Consider the following 18,166-nt stretch of genomic DNA (forward strand, 5'->3'; position numbering starts at 1 on the left):
TATCTGCAACGAACGATTATTATATAAATATATATTTGCTAATTATGGAATTATAGTAATATGAAAATAGATAGGGGAGATATAATGAGAATTAAATCCCATATACCTAATATGTTTACTTTATTCAATTTATCCTTGGGAGTTTTATCAATTATCAATATATTAGCAGAGAATTACTTTTTAGCCGCATTACTTATTTTATTAGCTGCTTTAATGGATCGTTTTGATGGTAAATTAGCAAGAAAGTTTGATGCAGAAAGTGACTTAGGAAAAGAATTGGACTCATTATGTGATTTAATTTCATTTGGTGTGGCGCCGGCTATTTTAATTTGGGCCAGTCACTTAATTGATTATGGAGTAATAGGAATGGCTATTATTATTTTATTTCCAATTGCAGGAGCTTATCGCTTAGCAAGATATAATGTAACCGAATTTGAAGGAGTATATATGGGTATACCTATTACTGTTAGCGGTGGCATTGTTGCTCTAGTAAACTTATATTCAATGAACTATAATACAAGTACATATTTTCTTATATTTATGATGATGTTTCTTTCCTATTCAATGGTAAGTCAAAAAATTAAACTAAAGAAGAGATAAATCTGGCTCCCTAGGGAGTCTTTTTTATTGTATAAGACAGTATAAAGTTTTTAACTATTGAGGATATCATCAGACTAAATTTTTTATCGCTAAATTGTGATAAAACACAAAGTAGGATATAATATTTTGAAGAACAAATAATATATTGTATCTATATAACAAAGAATAATGTGGAGGATAATTATGGCTAAAACTCAACGAATAGATAAAGTATTAGCAAATTTAGGCTATGGTAGCCGCAGAGATATTAGAAAAATTTGTAAAGATGGATTAGTGAAAGTAGATGGTAAGATAATTAAAGATAGTAGTTTACATATAGATCCTGAAAATAGCGAAATTATTGTAGGTAATGAAGTTGTAAATTATCGTGAATTTATCTATATTATGATGAACAAACCTCAAGGAGTAATATCGGCTACTGAAGATAATAGAGATGAAACAGTGGTAGATTTATTAGATGAATCCTATAGACCATTTGACGTATTCCCAGTAGGCAGATTAGATAAGGATACAGAAGGACTATTACTACTTACTAATGATGGTCAGCTAGCTCATCAATTACTTTCTCCAAAAAAACAAGTACCTAAAACCTACTATGCTAAGGTGGATGGGGTAGTTACAGAAGAAGATGGAGAAAGGTTTAAGGAAGGTGTATTTATAGATGAGGATTATAAAACCTTGCCAGCAGAGCTTAAAATATTAAAATCGGATGAAATATCCGAAATAGAGTTAACTATATATGAAGGAAAGTTTCATCAAGTAAAAAGAATGTTTCAGGCAGTAGGTAAGACAGTTATATATTTAAAAAGACTTTCCATGGGGCCATTAGAGCTTGATAATAATCTAGACTTAGGAGAATATAGAGAACTTACTGAAGAAGAATTAGAACAGATAAAAGAACTTAAATAATTTAATAGAATACATAGGAGTGAATTTCGTGCTGAAGAGAAAACAAATAATAGATTTAACTATAGAAGAAAATGAATTTGGTGGAAAGGGTTATGGATATTTCGAAGGAATAAAGGTCACAGTTAAAAATGCAATAAAGGGACAGAAATTAAAGGTATTTATAACTAAAACTAAAAATAACAATGTGGAAGGCCAAATATATGAGGTTGTAGAAAAATCTCCATTAGAAGATCAAACAACCTGTGCTCATTTTGGTAATTGTGGGGGATGTCTTTATCAAAGTATAGCCTATGAAAATCAAGCAAAAATGAAGGATGTACAAGTAAAAAGATTATTTGATGAAGCTGGTATAAAAGATTATGAATACTTACCTATAGAGGTGAGTCCTAATGCTTTTGAATATAGAAATAAAATGGAGTTTTCCTTTGGAGATGAAGAAAAAGGAGGCCCATTAACACTTGGAATGCATAAAAAGGGTAGACATTATGACATTGTAACTGTAAATGAATGTGGCATAATGGATAAAGACTTCAGAAATATATTAAATATTATGCTTAATTACTTTAAGGAGAAAAATATTCCTTATTATAATACTAGATCCCATGAAGGTTATTTACGACATTTAGTTGTAAGAAAAGCTCACTATACAAAAGAGCTACTTATAAACCTTGTAACTACAACTAAAATAGATTTAGATTTTACAGATTTAGTGGATGAAATAAAGGGACTAGATTTAGAAGGAGAACTAGTAGGTTTTCTGCATACATTAAATGATAACCTAGCTGATGTTGTCCAAAGTGATGAAACAAGAATTTTATTTGGAAGAGATTATATAGTAGAAGAACTATTAGGCTTAAAGTTTAGAATTTCTGCCTTTTCCTTCTTCCAAACAAATAGTCTGGGAGCAGAAAAACTGTATTCCATAGTACGAGATTTTGTGGGAGATGCAGATGATAAAACTCTATTCGATCTATATTGTGGGACGGGAACTATTGGACAAATAACGGCACAAAAGGCTAAAAAGGTAATAGGGATAGAGATTATAGAGGATGCTGTACGTGCTGCCAATGAAAATGCAAAGTTAAATGGGTTAGATAACTGCAAATTTATAGCAGGGGATGTAAAGGAAAAGGTAAAGGAGCTTAAAGATAAGCCGGACATCATCGTGCTAGATCCTCCAAGATCAGGTATCCATCCTCAAGCCTTAAAAGATATAATAGGATTTAATGCAGAGAAAATTGTATATGTTTCCTGTAATCCTAAAACCTTAGTTAGAGATTTAGTAGAACTAGAGCAACATGGATATAAGGTTGAAAAAGTTAAATGTATGGATATGTTTCCGCATACGGCACATGTAGAGACGTGCGTACTTTTGTCCCACAAAAACCCACAAACATCTCCACCGTCTTTATAAACAGGAAAATTGAATAAAATAGACTTCAAAGGCAATTCAGCCTCATCACATGGAAAAATCTCTATTTCTTTGATTAGCGAAGAAATTAGAGATTTTTTTCTTCATCGCTGATTTTATCGTATACTTTATCAAAGTTAGCCAATAAGGTATAGATGTTCTCCAATGTGATAGCATCTTGTTCCACTGCTTTGCGGCGCAATTTTACATCTTCAATTTTTTCTTCAAGCTCTACGATGATGTCATACAGTCCATCGAGGCGAAGGGTCATATCGTGGAGCTTGCGTCCCCTAAAACGAGTATCTTCCGGCAGACTGTCAATTTCATTTTCAAGCCGGGTTTTATTAAGCTCGACCTCCCGCAGTTTGGATTCATAATTGCTTAGTTCTCTGTTTAAAGTGGAGGTGTCAATTTCCTTGCTTATTCTTGATTTAATTTCTGTTGCAAAATCTTGATTTTTAATCAGTTCTCTGATTGCTTCAATGACAAGCAGTTCAATGTCGGTTTTTTTGAGCATATCTTTATAGTCGCAGCTTTTTCCTCTTGCTGTCCGAGCTTTGCTGCACACATAATAATAAACCTCTTTATATGTACCGTCTTTATTTGTCCAAGCGTGTTTGTTGGTGTACATTGGGCCGCCGCACTTAGGGCACTTTAAAATACCACTTAATAAGTGCGCTCTATCTCGACCTATTTTGGAAGGGGATTTTACGCCTGTTATTTCTCGTTTTTCATGTGCTGCATTCCATAGTTTTTCGTTTATAATTGCCTCATGTTGCCCTTCAGCAATAATATAATTTTCTTGTGGCGCTTGCCTGTATTCGTTCTTGCTGCCTTTTACTTTTTCACGGACACGCCTGCCATAAGAAATTTTGCCACAGTATACAGGGTTATCAATTATCATTCTGACAAAATGCGTACTCCATTGGGAGAGAGTACCGTTATCACGTTTTACTTTTTGGATACCCTGCAAATTAAGATAGTTGGCGATTTTATAAAACCCCATATTACCATTTACATATTTGTCAAAGATAATGCGTATTGCCTCAGCTTCTTCCTCTTGGATAAAGAGTTGCTTATCTTTGAGATAGTAGCCATAAGGGGCAAAACCGCCGTTCCAGCTACCTTGACGGGCTTTTTCTTTCATCCCGTTCATTGTCTGCTCAATGATATTTTCACGCTCTATTTCAGCAACGGCAGATAGCGCAGAAATTAAAAGTTTTCCGCTTGTTTGTGATGAGACAATTCCTAATCCATTTTCAATATCACATAGCATTTGTTTAAAAGCTGGTCTACCATCTATGGATTTTCCGAATTTACCAGCATCTTCGTAAATGTCTATTATCTCCATTTCTTCTCTGTCTGCAAATCGCTTTAAACTGTTTTTCTGTCCATCCAAGCTGAACCCATCAACCTGCATTTCGGTACTTACACGGGGGTAAAGTACACATTTTTTTCCACTCCTATTCATAGTAATCATACCTCCAATAAATTATTGAAAAACATCAATAAATAAGCACTATTCTTTTAAACAACGCGATTTATTTCATCTAAAACCTCTGCACCATATTTTTCAATAATCTGAGAAAGTACATTTATAAAATCCTGATATGCTTTGGTTTTCTCATAGGCTTCCAGCGGTGCAGCAGCTTACACCCTCAGAATTTCTAATTTTGAAAAAGGAAAATGGCGGTTTTGATTGTTATTTCAAAACCGCCGCATGGCCACATTTTGGCCGCAAAACATCATCTGCCACAACTGCGGTTTTTTATTACCGCAGGGTAGCATTCCTTTGTAATTTACATTACTTCTGTAGGATGGATTCTGTATTTTCAATGTCTAAATCGCCTTTCGGGACGATTGCGAATCACTTGAATCCAATCACGCAGATGTTTTTTTGATTTTATATCAAGTCAATATCGGTTTTGAATCAAGTCATATCATCCCGAAGCGCGTCAATAATATTTTCTCTTTTTATCTTACTAATGGCATACAGCATTGTAATGAACACCACAAAGAGCACGCTGAACACGCTGATTCCGATACTGGCCCACGGCAACACAAAATCGATACCGTCCGCTCCGCCGATGAACATCCCTTTGTAAATCAGCCAGGAAGAGACTGCCGCTGTGGGAAGCCCGAAAAGCAACGCCCTCATGCCATAAAAGGCACACTCAAAGCGCATCATTTTATTGAAATCGTGGTCGGACATCCCCACAGAGCGGAGCATGGCAAGCTCCCGCCGGCGCAGCTTGATATTCGTGGAAATCGTGTTGAACACATTGGCAACCGCAATCAGCGAAATCATAATGATAAAAGTATAAGCGAACACGTTGGCAATGAATATGTAATTGCGGTTCTCATCAAGCATTTTATACACATTGTACAGGTTGTACTCGGCTGTAATTCCCGCACCCTGAATCATCGTTTCCATTTCAGCCACCGACTGCGAGGGATTCTTTGACCGAAAGGTCAAGCCCTTAACCTTAATATCCACAGGGGTATCGGGGGTTTCAAGCTTCTCCTTGAGCGAATAGGGGGCCATCACCCTAAAAAAGTATGGCTTCTGCTCGAAGTTTCCTATGATCGGGGGTGTATCAGGCGGCACGGTCTCGACAAACGTAATGCTTACGTTTTGCCCCTGTTCCGTCTTCGGCTCGCCATTTGTTTCGGGAGCGATGGTAAAATTCATGGAAGAACTCGTGAACATATCACTAAGCTGGTCAACCTCCTCCACCCGATTGCTGTGGCCTTGCATTTTGGCAACGGCGATCATTTTCGCATTTTGCCCGGTATATTCCTCTGCAGGCAAGCCCAAGTCTTTGATAATATTCAGATAGGCGCTGTCATCAAGAAACTGGATGTCCATTGGCAGATTAACCGTTTCGTCCGGCGAATGTGAACCCGCGTATTCCCAGTAATCGTCTGAAAGATCGCTTGCTTTGGCAGCGCATGAATACGTCATAAGAGCTTGATACGAGCTTTCATAAACACCATCGGCGGTTTTTAGTTTGTCGTAAAGCGGCAACATTTCGCTATCGTCCATATCCTGTGTGGCCAAACCGATGTCATAGGTAGTAAACTCTACTGCCCGCTCCGACGCCTGTTTCATATCCGTTACAAAAGCACTGGCCGATATAAACAGCACTACGCTTAAAACAAGTGATAGCACAATGCTGCGATAGCGTTTCTTGTTTCTTTTAAAATTCTTTAGCGCAAGGGTTCCCTCCAAACCGTAAATACGCTGCGCCAGTTTTGACGTTTTCACGGCTTTGGATTCAACTTTGACCTCGTTCGTCTGGCGAATACTCTCCATCACGGGAGTGCTTGCGGCCTTTCGAGCCGGGATATAGGCCGAAATCAGAATCGTAACCATGCTGACCGCCGCCGCGCCGACAATCGCGGGGATGGACACCGTCAAGGTTAAAGGGACGTTGCTGTAGAGAATGCTCCCGAAATTCCTGGCGACAACTGAAATCACAAGCCCGATGCTGCCTATGCCAACGATAACGCCAATCGGTATGCCGACCGCACCGATACAAAGCCCCTCAAACAGCACCGAATTTCGCAGCTGCCTCGCTGTGGCTCCCACCGACGAGAGAATCCCGAACTGACGTGTGCGTTCGTTCAGCGAGATGGTGAATGCGTTATAAATCAGAAAAATCGAGCCTATCATGATGATGGCGACCACAATGCCGCCAACCGCGTACAGAAGCGTGTTGAACAAATTATCGTCCGAAAGACCCATGAAGCGCAACACATTATCGTTAAAGACGTAAGCTTGGGTTCCGGCTGTGTTGCTTGCGTAAGCGTGAACCCCACGAGGGTTTTTAAGCGTAACAAATATGCTGAAGTTGTCCGCTTTGTCTTGTGTATCTGCTTTCGTTATCAATGTGTATCCCGGCGCAGAAGATTCCTCAAAGCTGGGGCTTTGGCAGATACCGACAATCGTGTAGGTTCTCTTGGCTTTTGGCACAAGAGTTTCTTTCCCGGAAATGTAAGGGTCGTGTTGACCGAGATTTTTGTTTCCGTCCATGCGGCTTCCGACAGCAAGTGTAAGCTTGTCGCCCACCGCGAATTTAACTCCGCCGTTTGTAGCGACGCGCCCCGAAACAACAATCTCCCCACTGTTTTTCGGCAATCTGCCTGCAGCCAGGGCTATGGGCAAGGTATCAAAGGCTTCCTCGCTGTATCCGGCTATAAAAAGATACGGCTTGTTGGGGTTTTTCCCGCCGTCAAGTTTTGCGTAGCCGATATTTTCAAATGCCGCGGTGTTAGTGATTCCCTCGTCGTGGGTTCGTTCCTGTACGAAAGAAGAAGGGACGTCCAAAAACTCAACGTGCCAACCGCCGTATTTCTGGGCCGCGCCGTTTGCCATATAGTTCAGCAGAGAAACGCCAAAGGTAGCGACTGTCGTAATCATGGCGGCGGACAGAACAACTCCGATAATCGTGACAATCGTTCGGGTACGGCTTTTTTTCATGCTTTGCAGGGTAACTTTGTTGAAAATGTTCATGACCGCACCCTCTCGTCTCGCACTACTTTGCCGTCTGATATGCCGATAATGCGGTCTGCTTGCAGGGCAATATTTTCGTCATGGGTGACGAGGAGCAGGGTCTGCCCATATTTTTTATTGCTTTCTTTCAGCAGTTTGATGATTTCATGTCCATTTCGGCTGTCCAAACTGCCCGTGGGTTCGTCGGCAAGCATGACCGCCGGGGCGTTCATCAAAGCGCGTCCTATGGAAACGCGCTGTTGCTGACCGCCCGAAAGCTGATTGGGTAAATGCGTTTTGCGGTCTTTTAGCCCAAGCATTTCGAGCAGATCATTCAGCCGTTCATCGTTGACCTTGCGCTTGTCCATTAGGATAGGCAAGGTGATGTTTTCCACCACATTCAGGGTGGGAATGAGGTTGTGAAACTGGTAAATCAGCCCGACCTGCCGCCTGCGGAAAATGGCAAGTTTTTCATTGCTTTGGGCATATACATCCTGCCCGTCCAAATACACCTTTCCGCTTGTCGGCACGTCCACGCCGCCAATGATGTGAAGCAATGTGGATTTGCCGGAGCCGGAGGAACCGATGATTGCGGTAAACTCCCCTTTTTCGATTGTAAGCGAAACATGGTCAAGCGCGGTAACTTGGTTTTCGCCCTTGCCATAGGCCTTGCATAGATTTTCAATTCTTAATAGCTCCATTATGTGAGCCTCCTTTTCTCATGGTCTACCCATATAATAGAACCTTCAACTTACATCTCTGTGACTTTCAGGTGAGAGATTCGTCACTTTGGGAAACGAATGGCAAATATAGCGCCGCCCTGCGGGTGATTTTTGGCGGTAATCGTCCCTCCCTGCCGTGTTATAATTATCTTGCAGAGAGCCAATCCAATCCCGTATCCTGTAGCGTTTGGGTTTTTCCCACGATAAAACCTGTCAAACAGGCAGGGTAAATCTTCTTTTTCAAAGCCCGTGCCGCTGTCGCGGATAGCAATTTCGGTAAACAGCGGGTTGTTCCCGCAAACAATCTCAATCTTACCATTCTCGCCTGCGCTTTCCATGCAATTTTTGAGGATGTTTTGAATTGCTTCCGAAAGCCAACCAAAATCGCCCTGAATAATCATCCCTTTCGGCGTGTCTATTTGCAAATCAATATTGTGCAGTTCCATTGGGATTAGGAACGGGCGAAGCGCGGCGCATATCAAGTTGTTTATATCTATCTGCTCGCTTTGGAATACCACAATGCCCGCGTCCAAACGGGATAATTTCAATAGGGAAGTAATCAGCCAATCCATCCGCACAAGCAATTCCTCTGTTTCCCGCACAAATGCTTTCCGCTCGTTTTCATAAGGGTTATTCGCTAACAATGACAGAATGAGGTTCGCGGATGTGAGCGGGGTTCGGAGTTGGTGGGCTATGTCGGCCAACGAATCGGCAAGATGTTCTTTTTCTTTTTTCAGCGCGTCGTTTTGCTCCCGAATACGCAACGTCATTTTTGTTATCTCGCTGTGCAGAATGGAAAGTTCGCCCTCGTCCGATTCACCAATATACAGATGGTCAGCATTATGAAGCACAAGGTCGATTTGATTTGAAATCCGCGCAATGCTTTTGTATCGGGCTTTGGTAAACGCGAAAAACGCTATGCCAAAGGCGGCGGCAGAAGCAATGGCAAGGATTCCCGCCGCCGTATTTATTACAAATCCCAGCATTACAGCGGCGGCGGCCATTAAGGAGAACAAAATGGCAAACTGCCGAAACTCTCTATTCCGAAACATACTCGCCCCCCAATCTATACCCCGTCCCGCGAACAGTCAGAATAATTTGCGGGCTTGCTGGGTCGTTCTCTATCTTCTCCCGCAAGCGTTTGATGTACACGGTCAGTGTATTGTCATTGACAAACTCGCCCGCCGCGTCCCACAATTCGTCAAGTAGCCTGCCCCTCGTGATAATACTTTCTGGGTTGCTAATAAACACCAGCAACAAGCGGTATTCTAATGCTGAAAGAAAAACCTCGTTGCCGTTTTTTTTCACAATGCCGCTTGCCGTATCGACATGAAGCCCGCGAATTTCAAAATCCGACCCAAAACGCCCGCTTTTTCGCAAGGCGGTTCCAATTCGCGCAATCAATTCACGCGGACGAAAAGGCTTGGTGATATAGTCGTCCGCGCCCATGTTCAGCCCGGTAACAACACTCGCCTCATCTCCAGAAGCCGTCAGAAAGATAACGGGAACATCTTGCGTTTCTTTGATTTCCGTGCAAACCGTAAAGCCATTTCCGTCAGGCAAAGAAATATCAATCAACGCCAAGTCAAATTTATTCCCGGCAAGCGCGGCAAGGGCTTCACTCCGCGTAGGGGCGTGAGTGACTGTAAATCCCTCCGTGCGGAGCAAAAGCATAAGGTTTTTAGCGATTGCCTTATCGTCCTCAACCAAAAATATCCGTTTCATTTATTTTCACCATCCTTTACTTTACTTCTCCTGTATCGTCCGTCAGCCGGTTTTTCAGCGTCAATCGGAACAAGCCATGTATTTCCCATTTTTTTAGCTCCCTTAATCCGTCCGGCAGAGCAATGGTACACTACCATTCTGTCTGTGATTCCCCAATTTTTCGCTGCTTCTTTTGTCGTTATATAATCCACGCATAACACCTCCATAACTTTATTATATTTCTTTTGACGGAAGTATACAAGCTGAGGTATAAAACAAAAAAATACGGGAGCGTGGAAAAGAGGGGCTACGAAAATAGTTAGGATATGAAGAAATAATTGGGATCATTGAGAGGTGATAAGCGAGTGTTCAAGAGCTTTATTTTTTATGGAAAAGAACCTAGGCAATTTCACACTGAAGGTGAGCTCGCTGCTGGCAACTTAATTAACTCTGATATTTATTATGTCTATACAGCTTTAGAACTTTTCGGTGTACTATATTACTTTTCTCCGTAGTTGGATTTTTTGGAACTGGAGCCGCCGGTTATGGGAGTATCTTGTTTTTACTTAAGAACAAACAGGTCATACTTAACTATTCTAAACTTGGAAACGGTCGTATTGCTCCTTAAAAATTTCATATCCGGCAGCTAGCAGAGAGGTGAGATTCTTATAGTGTTTGCTTATCACAAACCGTTTATGCTGTCGCCCTAATAGCTGTAAGGCTTGGTGCTTCGGGAAGTAGTGTCGGATAGAAGCACAGTAATCATTTTAGAGTGAAGAACAAACGGATCAAACCCTGTATATCAAGATTACACAGATAGAAATACTCGTTAAAATTAAACCTAAAATTCTAAATCATTATCCGTATATTCGCAGCAGGTCGGGATTGGTGAGTCAGTATCATAGGCTTGGCAAGCATCACGGTAATAATCGAGCTTTCGATCAATCAAACGAAGGTTTTTCTTTAAATCTTCAATTTGCTTTAAGACATCTTCTTTGTGGTTTACTAACATATCGTTACGTGTGTGGAGTGTATGATTCCCTTCATTTTGCCAGTCTATAAATTGTTTTATTTCCTTAATAGGCATTCCAGTATTCTTAAGACAGCAGATAAGGTAGAGTATTTCCATATCATCTTTTGTAAAGATACGATTGCCTGACTTATCTCTTCTGACATTGGAAAGCAGTCCCTCACGGTCATAGTATCTTAATGTATATGTTGTTAAGTTCATTTTTTTAGCTGCTTGTGCTATGGTATAGTTCACTTTCATCACCTCATATAGTTTTGTACATATTATATAGCTTACACTTAACTCTAAGTCAAGCATGTTTATGAAAATTTCTTTTACAAATACTATTGACTTACAGTTAAGTGTAAGGGATATACTTACCATATAGAAGAAAAAGGAGTGTGAATTTATGAAAGCGATAGCTATTAATGGTAGTCCCCGTAAAAACGGTAATACAAGTCAGGCACTCAAGGTTATGGCAGATGAGCTGGAACAGCAGGGTATAGAAGTTGAAATCATTCAAATTGGTCAGCTAAATATTCATGGGTGCATTGGCTGTGGATACTGTTGGACTTCAGAGGAAAATCACTGTGTTTTCAAAGATGACATTGTCAATGAGGTTGCAAAAAAAATGCGTGAAGCAGACGGCTTTATTCTTGCATCCCCAACATATTATGCAGGAATAGCAGGAACAATGAAAGCTTTTCTGGACAGAGTATTCTACACAAGTTCAGATTATTTCAAATATAAAGTTGCAACTTCCATTTCAGTTGTAAGACGTGCCGGTGGTGTAGATGTAATACATCAGCTCAATAACTATCTTAATTTAGCCCAGACAGTCATGCCGCCGTCTCAATACTGGACAATAGCATATGGTTTGGAAAAAGGAGAAGTTCATCAGGACGAAGAAGGTATTCAGACCCTTCGTAAAAATGCAAGATCAATGGCTTGGCTCCTTAAGACAATTGACGCTGGAAAAGAAAAAATACCTGTTCCTGTAGAAGAAGATCATGTTATGACAAATTTTATACGATAATAAATCAGAGAGGAAAACAATTGTGAGAGAAAATTTTTACACATTAAGCAACAACTATAAGATTCCGAATATAGGATTCGGTACATTGCGCACGTCTAGTGAAGAGGAAACAGAGCAGTCCGTATTAAATGCAATCAAGGCAGGATATCGACATATTGACTGCGCTGCTGCTTATGGAAACGAAAAAAGTGTTGGTGAAGCCATACGTAAATCCGGTGTGACACGTGAAGAATTATTTGTAACAAGTAAGCTGTGAAATGATGACAAAGGATATGGAAAGACGTTAGCCGCTTTTAATCAAACTTTAGAGGACTTACAGCTTGATTATCTGGATTTATACCTTATCCACTGGCCTATTGCAAAAGCATCCAAGAATAACTGGCAGGAAGCAAACAGCGAGAGCTGGAGAGCATTCGAGAAACTCTATAACCAGGATAAAATCGAAGCAATCGGAGTTAGTAATTTTTTTCCACACCATTTAGAGCCATTGTTGAAAACCGCTAAGATTCAACCGATGGTGAATCAAATTGAATTCCATCCTGGCATGTTGCAGGAGGAAACCGTAGCGTTTTGTAAGCAACATAATATTTTAGTGGAGGCATGGACTCCATTTTCAAACGGACAGATTTTGAAGTATCCGGTATTAAAGGAAATTGCGGATCAATACGAAAAATCTGTAGCTCAGCTTAGTCTGCGCTGGATTATTCAAAAGGGAATTGTTCCACTACCTAAGTCCGTTACACCTAAGAGAATTAAAAGTAATCTGGAGGTATTTGACTTTGAAATCAACGCACAGGATGTTGAGAGAATTGATAAGTTAACCGATTGTGGAAGTTCAGGGCTTCATCCGGATAAAGTAGATTTCTAAGGCTATCTGATATCTATCACTGTTAAGAAAATTATTCATTATACCGTTGAATAAGTCAATATGAAGAACATGAATAGAGTGCAATTCTTGAACAAGGGATTGCACTCTATTCATGTCAATATGAAATAAAAAAAGCTGAAACAGGAAAATAATGAGTTAAAGAAAGATATTTAAAGGATAAGCACTAGTATGGAGAAAATTAATTTATTATTAAATGAAGCAAACAGGTATTTATTACGTAAGAAGCCTAATTGTAAAGTGAATTGCCCAATTAACACACCTATTATATTGTTTACAAGTATAAAAATAATGAGATGTAATTTAAAGGAAATTAGTTTTAATTAGTTTTTGAATAAACAAGTTATGAAAACTTTTTATTAACATTCCATTTGACATAATTAATTTTAGCTACTAGAGTATATATTAGAGAAACATATAAAAAATTGAATTATACCAAAATGTCGGAGGAATAAAATTTGTTATCTCAGTCAGATGAAATTGCTGACTAAAGATCACAGAGTAGTTGCATTGAAAGAAAAAAGTCAGAAATACAAATACCAGGATTAGTATATATAATTTTGCTTTTTCAATAATGCAGAAGTATTGATTTTTTAGGGGTATATAAAATTCATGCCCCTAATCAAGTTGCTGATTCACAATGAGGTGCCAACGGAAAATTGTAAAGAATAAAGTCTTCAAATAAACCTTTGAAGGTTTTATTGCTTACAATTTTATTCGGATTGTAAAGCAGTAAATAGGTTTTGAATTGCCAGAAAAACGATGGTGATGGGCAGAGCTAAATTTTCAAAAGGCTGATAGTATGTGCCTGAAAATTAGCATTCGCAGGTGATTTTTTCAGAAATACTCCTTAACGCCAAGGGGGTACTAGGTTCAATGGGTATCTTTTTTGTATCTTCAAGGCACGTTGAGAGTATAATAATGATGTCGTATTGTGGTGACAAGGACGAAAAGTAGGGTTTAGACACAATATGTAGTGGTTTGAGGGCAATTTTGGGTCAAAAAATGGGCAGAAAAACACCGTTTTTTAGGCCCTGATTTTAGAGAGATTTATAGATGACATAGGGTAATTTGAGTTAATAGCTATGGTAAATTGTATTTTACAATTTAGAATGCATTTAGTTTTCCCGGATGCTCACTGTTGGTTTTCATAAGGAATAACTTATACTGCAAATGTCTTTCTTCTTATGTACATAGGGGGTTGCTGTGAAATAATTGTAGAAAAGTAATAGGAATTAACTTAAAAATATAGGCAATAAATCTAAAACAATATCTTTGGATATGAAGCATGTATCTGGTGTGAGGAAAATAAATGCTAATAGATATAATCATATTATCAATAATTTATCTTATTATATATATTCCAAAATATAAAAATTATAAAAGGTCTGATTTTATTTTGAAGACTCTGATGTATATTTATATATGTATTGTATTATTTGTAACTATATTACCTATAGATTGGACATTAGATCTTAAGTCGAAATATCATAGCTCTATAGAATATTCATATGGAAATATTAAGCCATTTAATGATTTATTATTGGGCAGAACGGGTTCTGTCAAAGAGATTATTTTGAATATAATAATGACTATTCCTTTTGGTTTTTTATATTCATTTTTAAAACAACACATAACTCTAATAAAAATAATTAAGAGTATTTTCTTGTTCAGCTTGTCTATAGAACTTATTCAGTTATTAATGACAATATTTCTTTTAAATCATAGATCTTTTGATGTAACCGATTTGATTACTAATACAATTGGTGGTATTTTAGGATACTATATATAGAAGAATAGAGTTATACTTATTTAAACATAAAAGATAACAGGATTAGATAATATGCTCCCCTACTAATCGAAGTATTGACTAAATCTACTAATCTATACGTCTACTAGAAGGGGTTAAGTCCAAAGATTTTTTTATTTCATCTGTCTACTATAAGGGGAGCATATCAAATGATGAAAGTAAAAATAAATATATATAGGATTATATGTAAGTGTTGATAATTCTCATTATAATAGTTTAATAAAATAAGAATAGTTTAATAAAATAAGAATAGTTAAATACAATTTTAGACATTTTTCATATCATCGTACATATATAATAAAAATAATTTAATACCTAATTTAAGGAGAGATAAAAATGAAAAAACTGATGATTATAATTTTAATCGTTTTATTATGTGCTTTTCCAGTGGTTCATGCCAGTGAAATTACGGAAAGGGAAGAAAATTTAGACTTTTTGTATGAAACATTAAAAGGAAGTCATCCCAATATATTTTATAGCACATCAGAAAAAGAATTTATAGAGAGAAAAGCTGAGATTAAAAAGAATATAAATGAAAAGTCAAATGTGGAGTATGTTCTTGATTTACAAAGCTTAGTCGCTATGGTTAATGATTCGCATACAAATGTGAATATAGGTCGTGCTTTGAAAGATGTGCATATCTATCCTTTTAGCATCAGACATATTGAAACATGGGTGCTTGATGTTATTGGAACAGAATATGAAGAATATCTTGGATGGGAAGTTGTGTCTTTAAATGGATATGATATGAAGACTGTAAAAAATAAAATGGCGCCTATTATCAGCCATGATAATAATGTATGGCTCCAAAGACAATTAAGACAATTTATCAACGTCAAAGAAATTCTTGATTATGCAGGTATTATAAAAGATGATGAATTAGAAATAACAGTAAAGAAAGAAAATCAGGAAAAAACAATTTCTCTTCATACTGTAGATACTTCAGCGGATACGGTAGATGTGGTATATTTAGCCGAAAAACGTAGCCAAGAACCAAAAACAACTAAGGATAAATCTAAAATTTATTTTTCTATGCCATTAGATGGAAATGTTTATTATATTCAATATAATGCTTGTCAAGAAGATAAAAACTTGCCCATGGAAACATTTAGTTTAAATGTTCAAAATGATTTAGAAAGCAATGACTATCAAACTGTTGTTATTGATTTAAGAAATAATACAGGCGGCTCTGATGGGATGATTATGCCTTTATTATATGTATTAACCGAATATCAAAAAAACAATGATGTAGAAATAGTAGGTCTTATTGGTGAAAATACATTTTCTTCTGCTACAATAAATGCCATGATGATAAAAGAAATGGGTGGTATTTTAGTGGGAACGTATAGTGGTGGAAGTGTTGACCATTATGGTGCCGTGGATCAATTTGAATTGCCTCACTTAAACATACAAGCTGGTCACTCTACAAAATATATAGAAATTGATAGTTTGTTTGACAGTGGCATTCCTTATGGTATTGAGCCTATTAAACCTGATATTATAAAAGAACAAACTTATGATGATTATATGAAAGGTATAGATACAGCAGTTCATTACATTGAAAATAATACAGGAAAATTGCAAGCTAATGATGATAAAAGTTTATATATTTCACGAGGAAAATTGGCTCATTTATTATATACAATGTCTCTTGAAAACAATCAATCTTTAGAATATGCAAAAGAAACACCTTCAGATGTTTTATTCTTCACTTATTATGAAGAGGCTAGTCGTTGGGCAATAAAAAATAATATAATAATCGGAAAATCATCCACTATTTTTGCACCTTCTGATTTATTAACAAGAGAAGAATTGGCTGTTGTATTGGATAGATTTATGTCTTATATAAATATGGAACCATCAGAAAGACAACAACTTTCATATAATGATGAAAAAGATATTAGTATATGGGCAAAAGATAGTGTACAAAAAATAGTAAATATAGGTTATTTAGAACTAGAAAATGAAAAATTTAATCCAAAAAGTCATATCACCATTGAGAAAGTAGAAAATATATTAGAAAATATCAAATAAAATAAATGATACAAATAAAAACCATTAACTTATAAGTAACTGTAAGTTAATGGTTTTTTATAGAGTTAAATATGTTTAAAGGATTACTATATACAGTAAAATGAGTATACTAGATAAATAGCTTGTTGGACTTAGGTCAAGTTAATAGACACATTTAGAAAACTATTTATGGACTTTCTGCAGTTTACTTTACACGTAGTTAAGACATATTTTGAATATAGGTCAATATCTTAGACACGATTTTCCGAACAAATTATGAAACTATTCTACATAAATCCTCAACTTTTTGTGGAGTTAAATAATTAATACCACTATGAATTCTAATTCTGTTATACCAAGATTCAATATACTCAAATATAGATAATCTTAAAGATTTAAAGTTATAGTATTTGACATTATTAGCTTCTTCTTTTTTTTAAGTAGCGTGAAATGACTCTATAGAAGCATTATCATAGGGGCAGCCTTTTCCACTAAAAGAGTGAGATATTAGTTTGTTTTGATCAATATATTCTCTAAATTTAATACTGGTATATTTAACACCTAAATCACTATGTAATATTAAGCCATTTTGAGGATTTTGAAGGCATATGGCATTCTTAACTGCAGATAAAGCTAATTCAGTATCAATTTTCTTAGATAAAGAATACACTATTATCTTACGACTGTGTAAGTCCATAACTGATGCTAAGTAGCACCAACCATCCTTGATTGTGTTAATATATGTTATATCTGTAACCCATTTTTGATTAATAGATGTTGTAGAAAAGTCTCTCTTTAATAAATTTTCTCTTTCATCAATCTTAATTCTTGATGAAGAGGGTCTATATTTTTTAGTTATTATTGATCTTATGCCAAGTACTCTCATTAATCTTTGAACTCGTTTAAGACCTACTAAATAGTCTTTAGAAAGTAATTTATTATGGATCTTAGGTGATCCATATCGTTTATTACTCTTAGTATATATATTTAATATTTCATCAGAGATAGCTTTGTTTTCCAATTCTCTATTTGATGGTTTTTTAGTTAAATATTTTTAATATGAGCTTCTAGAAATCTTTAGGACTTTACATAATAGCTTAATATTGTGATTCTTTTTATTTTCAGCGATGAATTTAATTTTACTACTTATTTTTTCGTGAATATAGCCATAGTCTTTTTTAGATTTCATTTTCCTCTTGTATCCTAGCCATTTCTTTTATCAATTTTTGATAATCCTCAGCAGTTACGGTTTTATCATTTCCCGTAGAGATAGGTTTTGATTTTTCTACCCAAGATTTAATTGTAGATTTTGCAATGCTATAATCACGACTTAATTCCGCTAAGGATTTTCCAGAATTAAATAAATCAACTATTGTATTTTTAAATTCACTTGTATATTTTCCTTTTGACATCGTAGACACTCCCTTTACTAATTATTCTAGATTGTTCGGGATACCGTGTCTACACTTTTATACTAACACCAAGATGCTGTTCAGTTTTTTATCAAATAGCGGCATAACACAATCCTTGGTTTGTTCATATGAATTCTCTTATTCAGATTTTTTGAAAAC

Annotated in this window: 13 protein-coding genes and 2 pseudogenes; 7 read left to right on the top strand and 8 right to left on the bottom strand. The window is 36.8% G+C overall.

Annotation, left to right across the window (positions count from 1 at the left end; all coding sequences use genetic code 11):
* The first annotated feature begins 84 nt into the window (after positions 1-84).
* From pssA to rlmD, 3 genes are all read left to right on the top strand, one after another.
* Positions 85-600: a CDP-diacylglycerol--serine O-phosphatidyltransferase gene (gene pssA, locus KQI88_RS02340; protein WP_216414750.1), complete on the top strand. Its 516-nt coding sequence runs from the start codon at positions 85-87 to the stop codon at positions 598-600.
* A gap of 183 nt (positions 601-783) precedes the next feature.
* Positions 784-1,509, top strand: coding sequence for a pseudouridine synthase (locus tag KQI88_RS02345; RefSeq protein WP_216414751.1), 726 nt, complete (start codon positions 784-786; stop codon positions 1,507-1,509).
* Between the two features lie 28 nt (positions 1,510-1,537).
* Positions 1,538-2,923 (top strand): 23S rRNA (uracil(1939)-C(5))-methyltransferase RlmD, encoded by a 1,386-nt coding sequence (gene rlmD / locus KQI88_RS02350; RefSeq protein ID WP_330656021.1) that lies wholly within the window; start codon positions 1,538-1,540, stop codon positions 2,921-2,923.
* Between the two features lie 85 nt (positions 2,924-3,008).
* Here the strand turns inward: rlmD and KQI88_RS02355 are convergent, their stop codons facing one another.
* From KQI88_RS02355 to KQI88_RS02385, 7 genes are all read right to left on the bottom strand, one after another.
* The gene (locus KQI88_RS02355) at positions 3,009-4,391 is read right to left on the bottom strand and encodes a recombinase family protein (RefSeq protein WP_330656022.1); all 1,383 of its coding nucleotides are present in this window, start codon (positions 4,389-4,391) and stop codon (positions 3,009-3,011) included.
* Between the two features lie 459 nt (positions 4,392-4,850).
* The gene (locus KQI88_RS02360; RefSeq protein WP_216414752.1) at positions 4,851-7,436 is read right to left on the bottom strand and encodes an ABC transporter permease; all 2,586 of its coding nucleotides are present in this window, start codon (positions 7,434-7,436) and stop codon (positions 4,851-4,853) included.
* Positions 7,433-8,116, bottom strand: a complete 684-nt coding sequence (locus tag KQI88_RS02365) for an ABC transporter ATP-binding protein (protein ID WP_216414753.1) — start codon at positions 8,114-8,116, stop codon at positions 7,433-7,435. Before KQI88_RS02365 ends, KQI88_RS02360 begins: the two co-directional genes overlap by 4 nt.
* A gap of 83 nt (positions 8,117-8,199) precedes the next feature.
* Positions 8,200-9,189 (bottom strand): sensor histidine kinase, encoded by a 990-nt coding sequence (locus KQI88_RS02370; protein WP_216414754.1) that lies wholly within the window; start codon positions 9,187-9,189, stop codon positions 8,200-8,202.
* Positions 9,176-9,862 carry a response regulator transcription factor gene (locus KQI88_RS02375; RefSeq protein WP_216414755.1) on the bottom strand — a complete coding sequence of 229 codons (687 nt, stop codon included), beginning with the start codon at positions 9,860-9,862 and terminating at the stop codon, positions 9,176-9,178. Before KQI88_RS02375 ends, KQI88_RS02370 begins: the two co-directional genes overlap by 14 nt.
* Positions 9,859-10,053 carry a helix-turn-helix domain-containing protein gene (locus KQI88_RS02380; RefSeq protein ID WP_216414756.1) on the bottom strand — a complete coding sequence of 65 codons (195 nt, stop codon included), beginning with the start codon at positions 10,051-10,053 and terminating at the stop codon, positions 9,859-9,861. The genes KQI88_RS02375 and KQI88_RS02380 overlap by 4 nt, the downstream gene beginning before the upstream one ends.
* Positions 10,054-10,682: 629 nt before the next feature.
* Positions 10,683-11,105, bottom strand: coding sequence for a MerR family transcriptional regulator (locus tag KQI88_RS02385; protein WP_216414757.1), 423 nt, complete (start codon positions 11,103-11,105; stop codon positions 10,683-10,685).
* 154 nt (positions 11,106-11,259) lie between these two features.
* Here KQI88_RS02385 and KQI88_RS02390 point away from each other — a divergent pair, with 154 nt between their 5' ends.
* From KQI88_RS02390 to KQI88_RS02405, 4 genes and pseudogenes are all read left to right on the top strand, one after another.
* A complete protein-coding gene (locus KQI88_RS02390) occupies positions 11,260-11,886 on the top strand; it encodes a flavodoxin family protein (RefSeq protein ID WP_216414758.1) in 627 nt (208 codons plus the stop codon).
* A gap of 22 nt (positions 11,887-11,908) precedes the next feature.
* Positions 11,909-12,754 (top strand): annotated as a pseudogene (locus KQI88_RS02395) (aldo/keto reductase).
* Positions 12,755-14,183: 1,429 nt separating this feature from the next.
* Positions 14,184-14,564: a VanZ family protein gene (locus KQI88_RS02400; protein WP_216414759.1), complete on the top strand. Its 381-nt coding sequence runs from the start codon at positions 14,184-14,186 to the stop codon at positions 14,562-14,564.
* A gap of 354 nt (positions 14,565-14,918) precedes the next feature.
* Positions 14,919-16,616, top strand: a complete 1,698-nt coding sequence (locus KQI88_RS02405) for an S-layer homology domain-containing protein (protein WP_216414760.1) — start codon at positions 14,919-14,921, stop codon at positions 16,614-16,616.
* 253 nt (positions 16,617-16,869) lie between these two features.
* On the opposite strand, the pseudogene KQI88_RS02410 reads toward KQI88_RS02405, so the two are convergent.
* Positions 16,870-18,007, bottom strand: a pseudogene (locus KQI88_RS02410) (IS3 family transposase).
* Positions 18,008-18,166: the final 159 nt, after the last annotated feature.

This window comes from Alkaliphilus flagellatus (assembly GCF_018919215.1).
GTDB classification, from domain to species: Bacteria; Bacillota; Clostridia; order Peptostreptococcales; family Natronincolaceae; genus Alkaliphilus_B; species Alkaliphilus_B flagellatus.

Excerpts from the sequence above, each read along its gene's own strand:
- KQI88_RS02405 (WP_216414760.1), top strand. The coding sequence starts at position 14,919 with ATGAAAAAACTGATGATTATAATTTTAATCGTTTTATTATGTGCTTTT.
- KQI88_RS02400 (WP_216414759.1), top strand. The coding sequence starts at position 14,184 with ATGTATATTTATATATGTATTGTATTATTTGTAACTATATTACCTATA.
- pssA (WP_216414750.1), top strand. The coding sequence starts at position 85 with ATGAGAATTAAATCCCATATACCTAATATGTTTACTTTATTCAATTTA.
- KQI88_RS02360 (WP_216414752.1), bottom strand. The coding sequence starts at position 7,436 with ATGAACATTTTCAACAAAGTTACCCTGCAAAGCATGAAAAAAAGCCGT.
- KQI88_RS02355 (WP_330656022.1), bottom strand. The coding sequence starts at position 4,391 with ATGAATAGGAGTGGAAAAAAATGTGTACTTTACCCCCGTGTAAGTACC.
- KQI88_RS02375 (WP_216414755.1), bottom strand. The coding sequence starts at position 9,862 with ATGAAACGGATATTTTTGGTTGAGGACGATAAGGCAATCGCTAAAAAC.
- KQI88_RS02390 (WP_216414758.1), top strand. The coding sequence starts at position 11,260 with ATGAAAGCGATAGCTATTAATGGTAGTCCCCGTAAAAACGGTAATACA.
- KQI88_RS02370 (WP_216414754.1), bottom strand. The coding sequence starts at position 9,189 with ATGTTTCGGAATAGAGAGTTTCGGCAGTTTGCCATTTTGTTCTCCTTA.
- KQI88_RS02345 (WP_216414751.1), top strand. The coding sequence starts at position 784 with ATGGCTAAAACTCAACGAATAGATAAAGTATTAGCAAATTTAGGCTAT.
- KQI88_RS02365 (WP_216414753.1), bottom strand. The coding sequence starts at position 8,116 with ATGGAGCTATTAAGAATTGAAAATCTATGCAAGGCCTATGGCAAGGGC.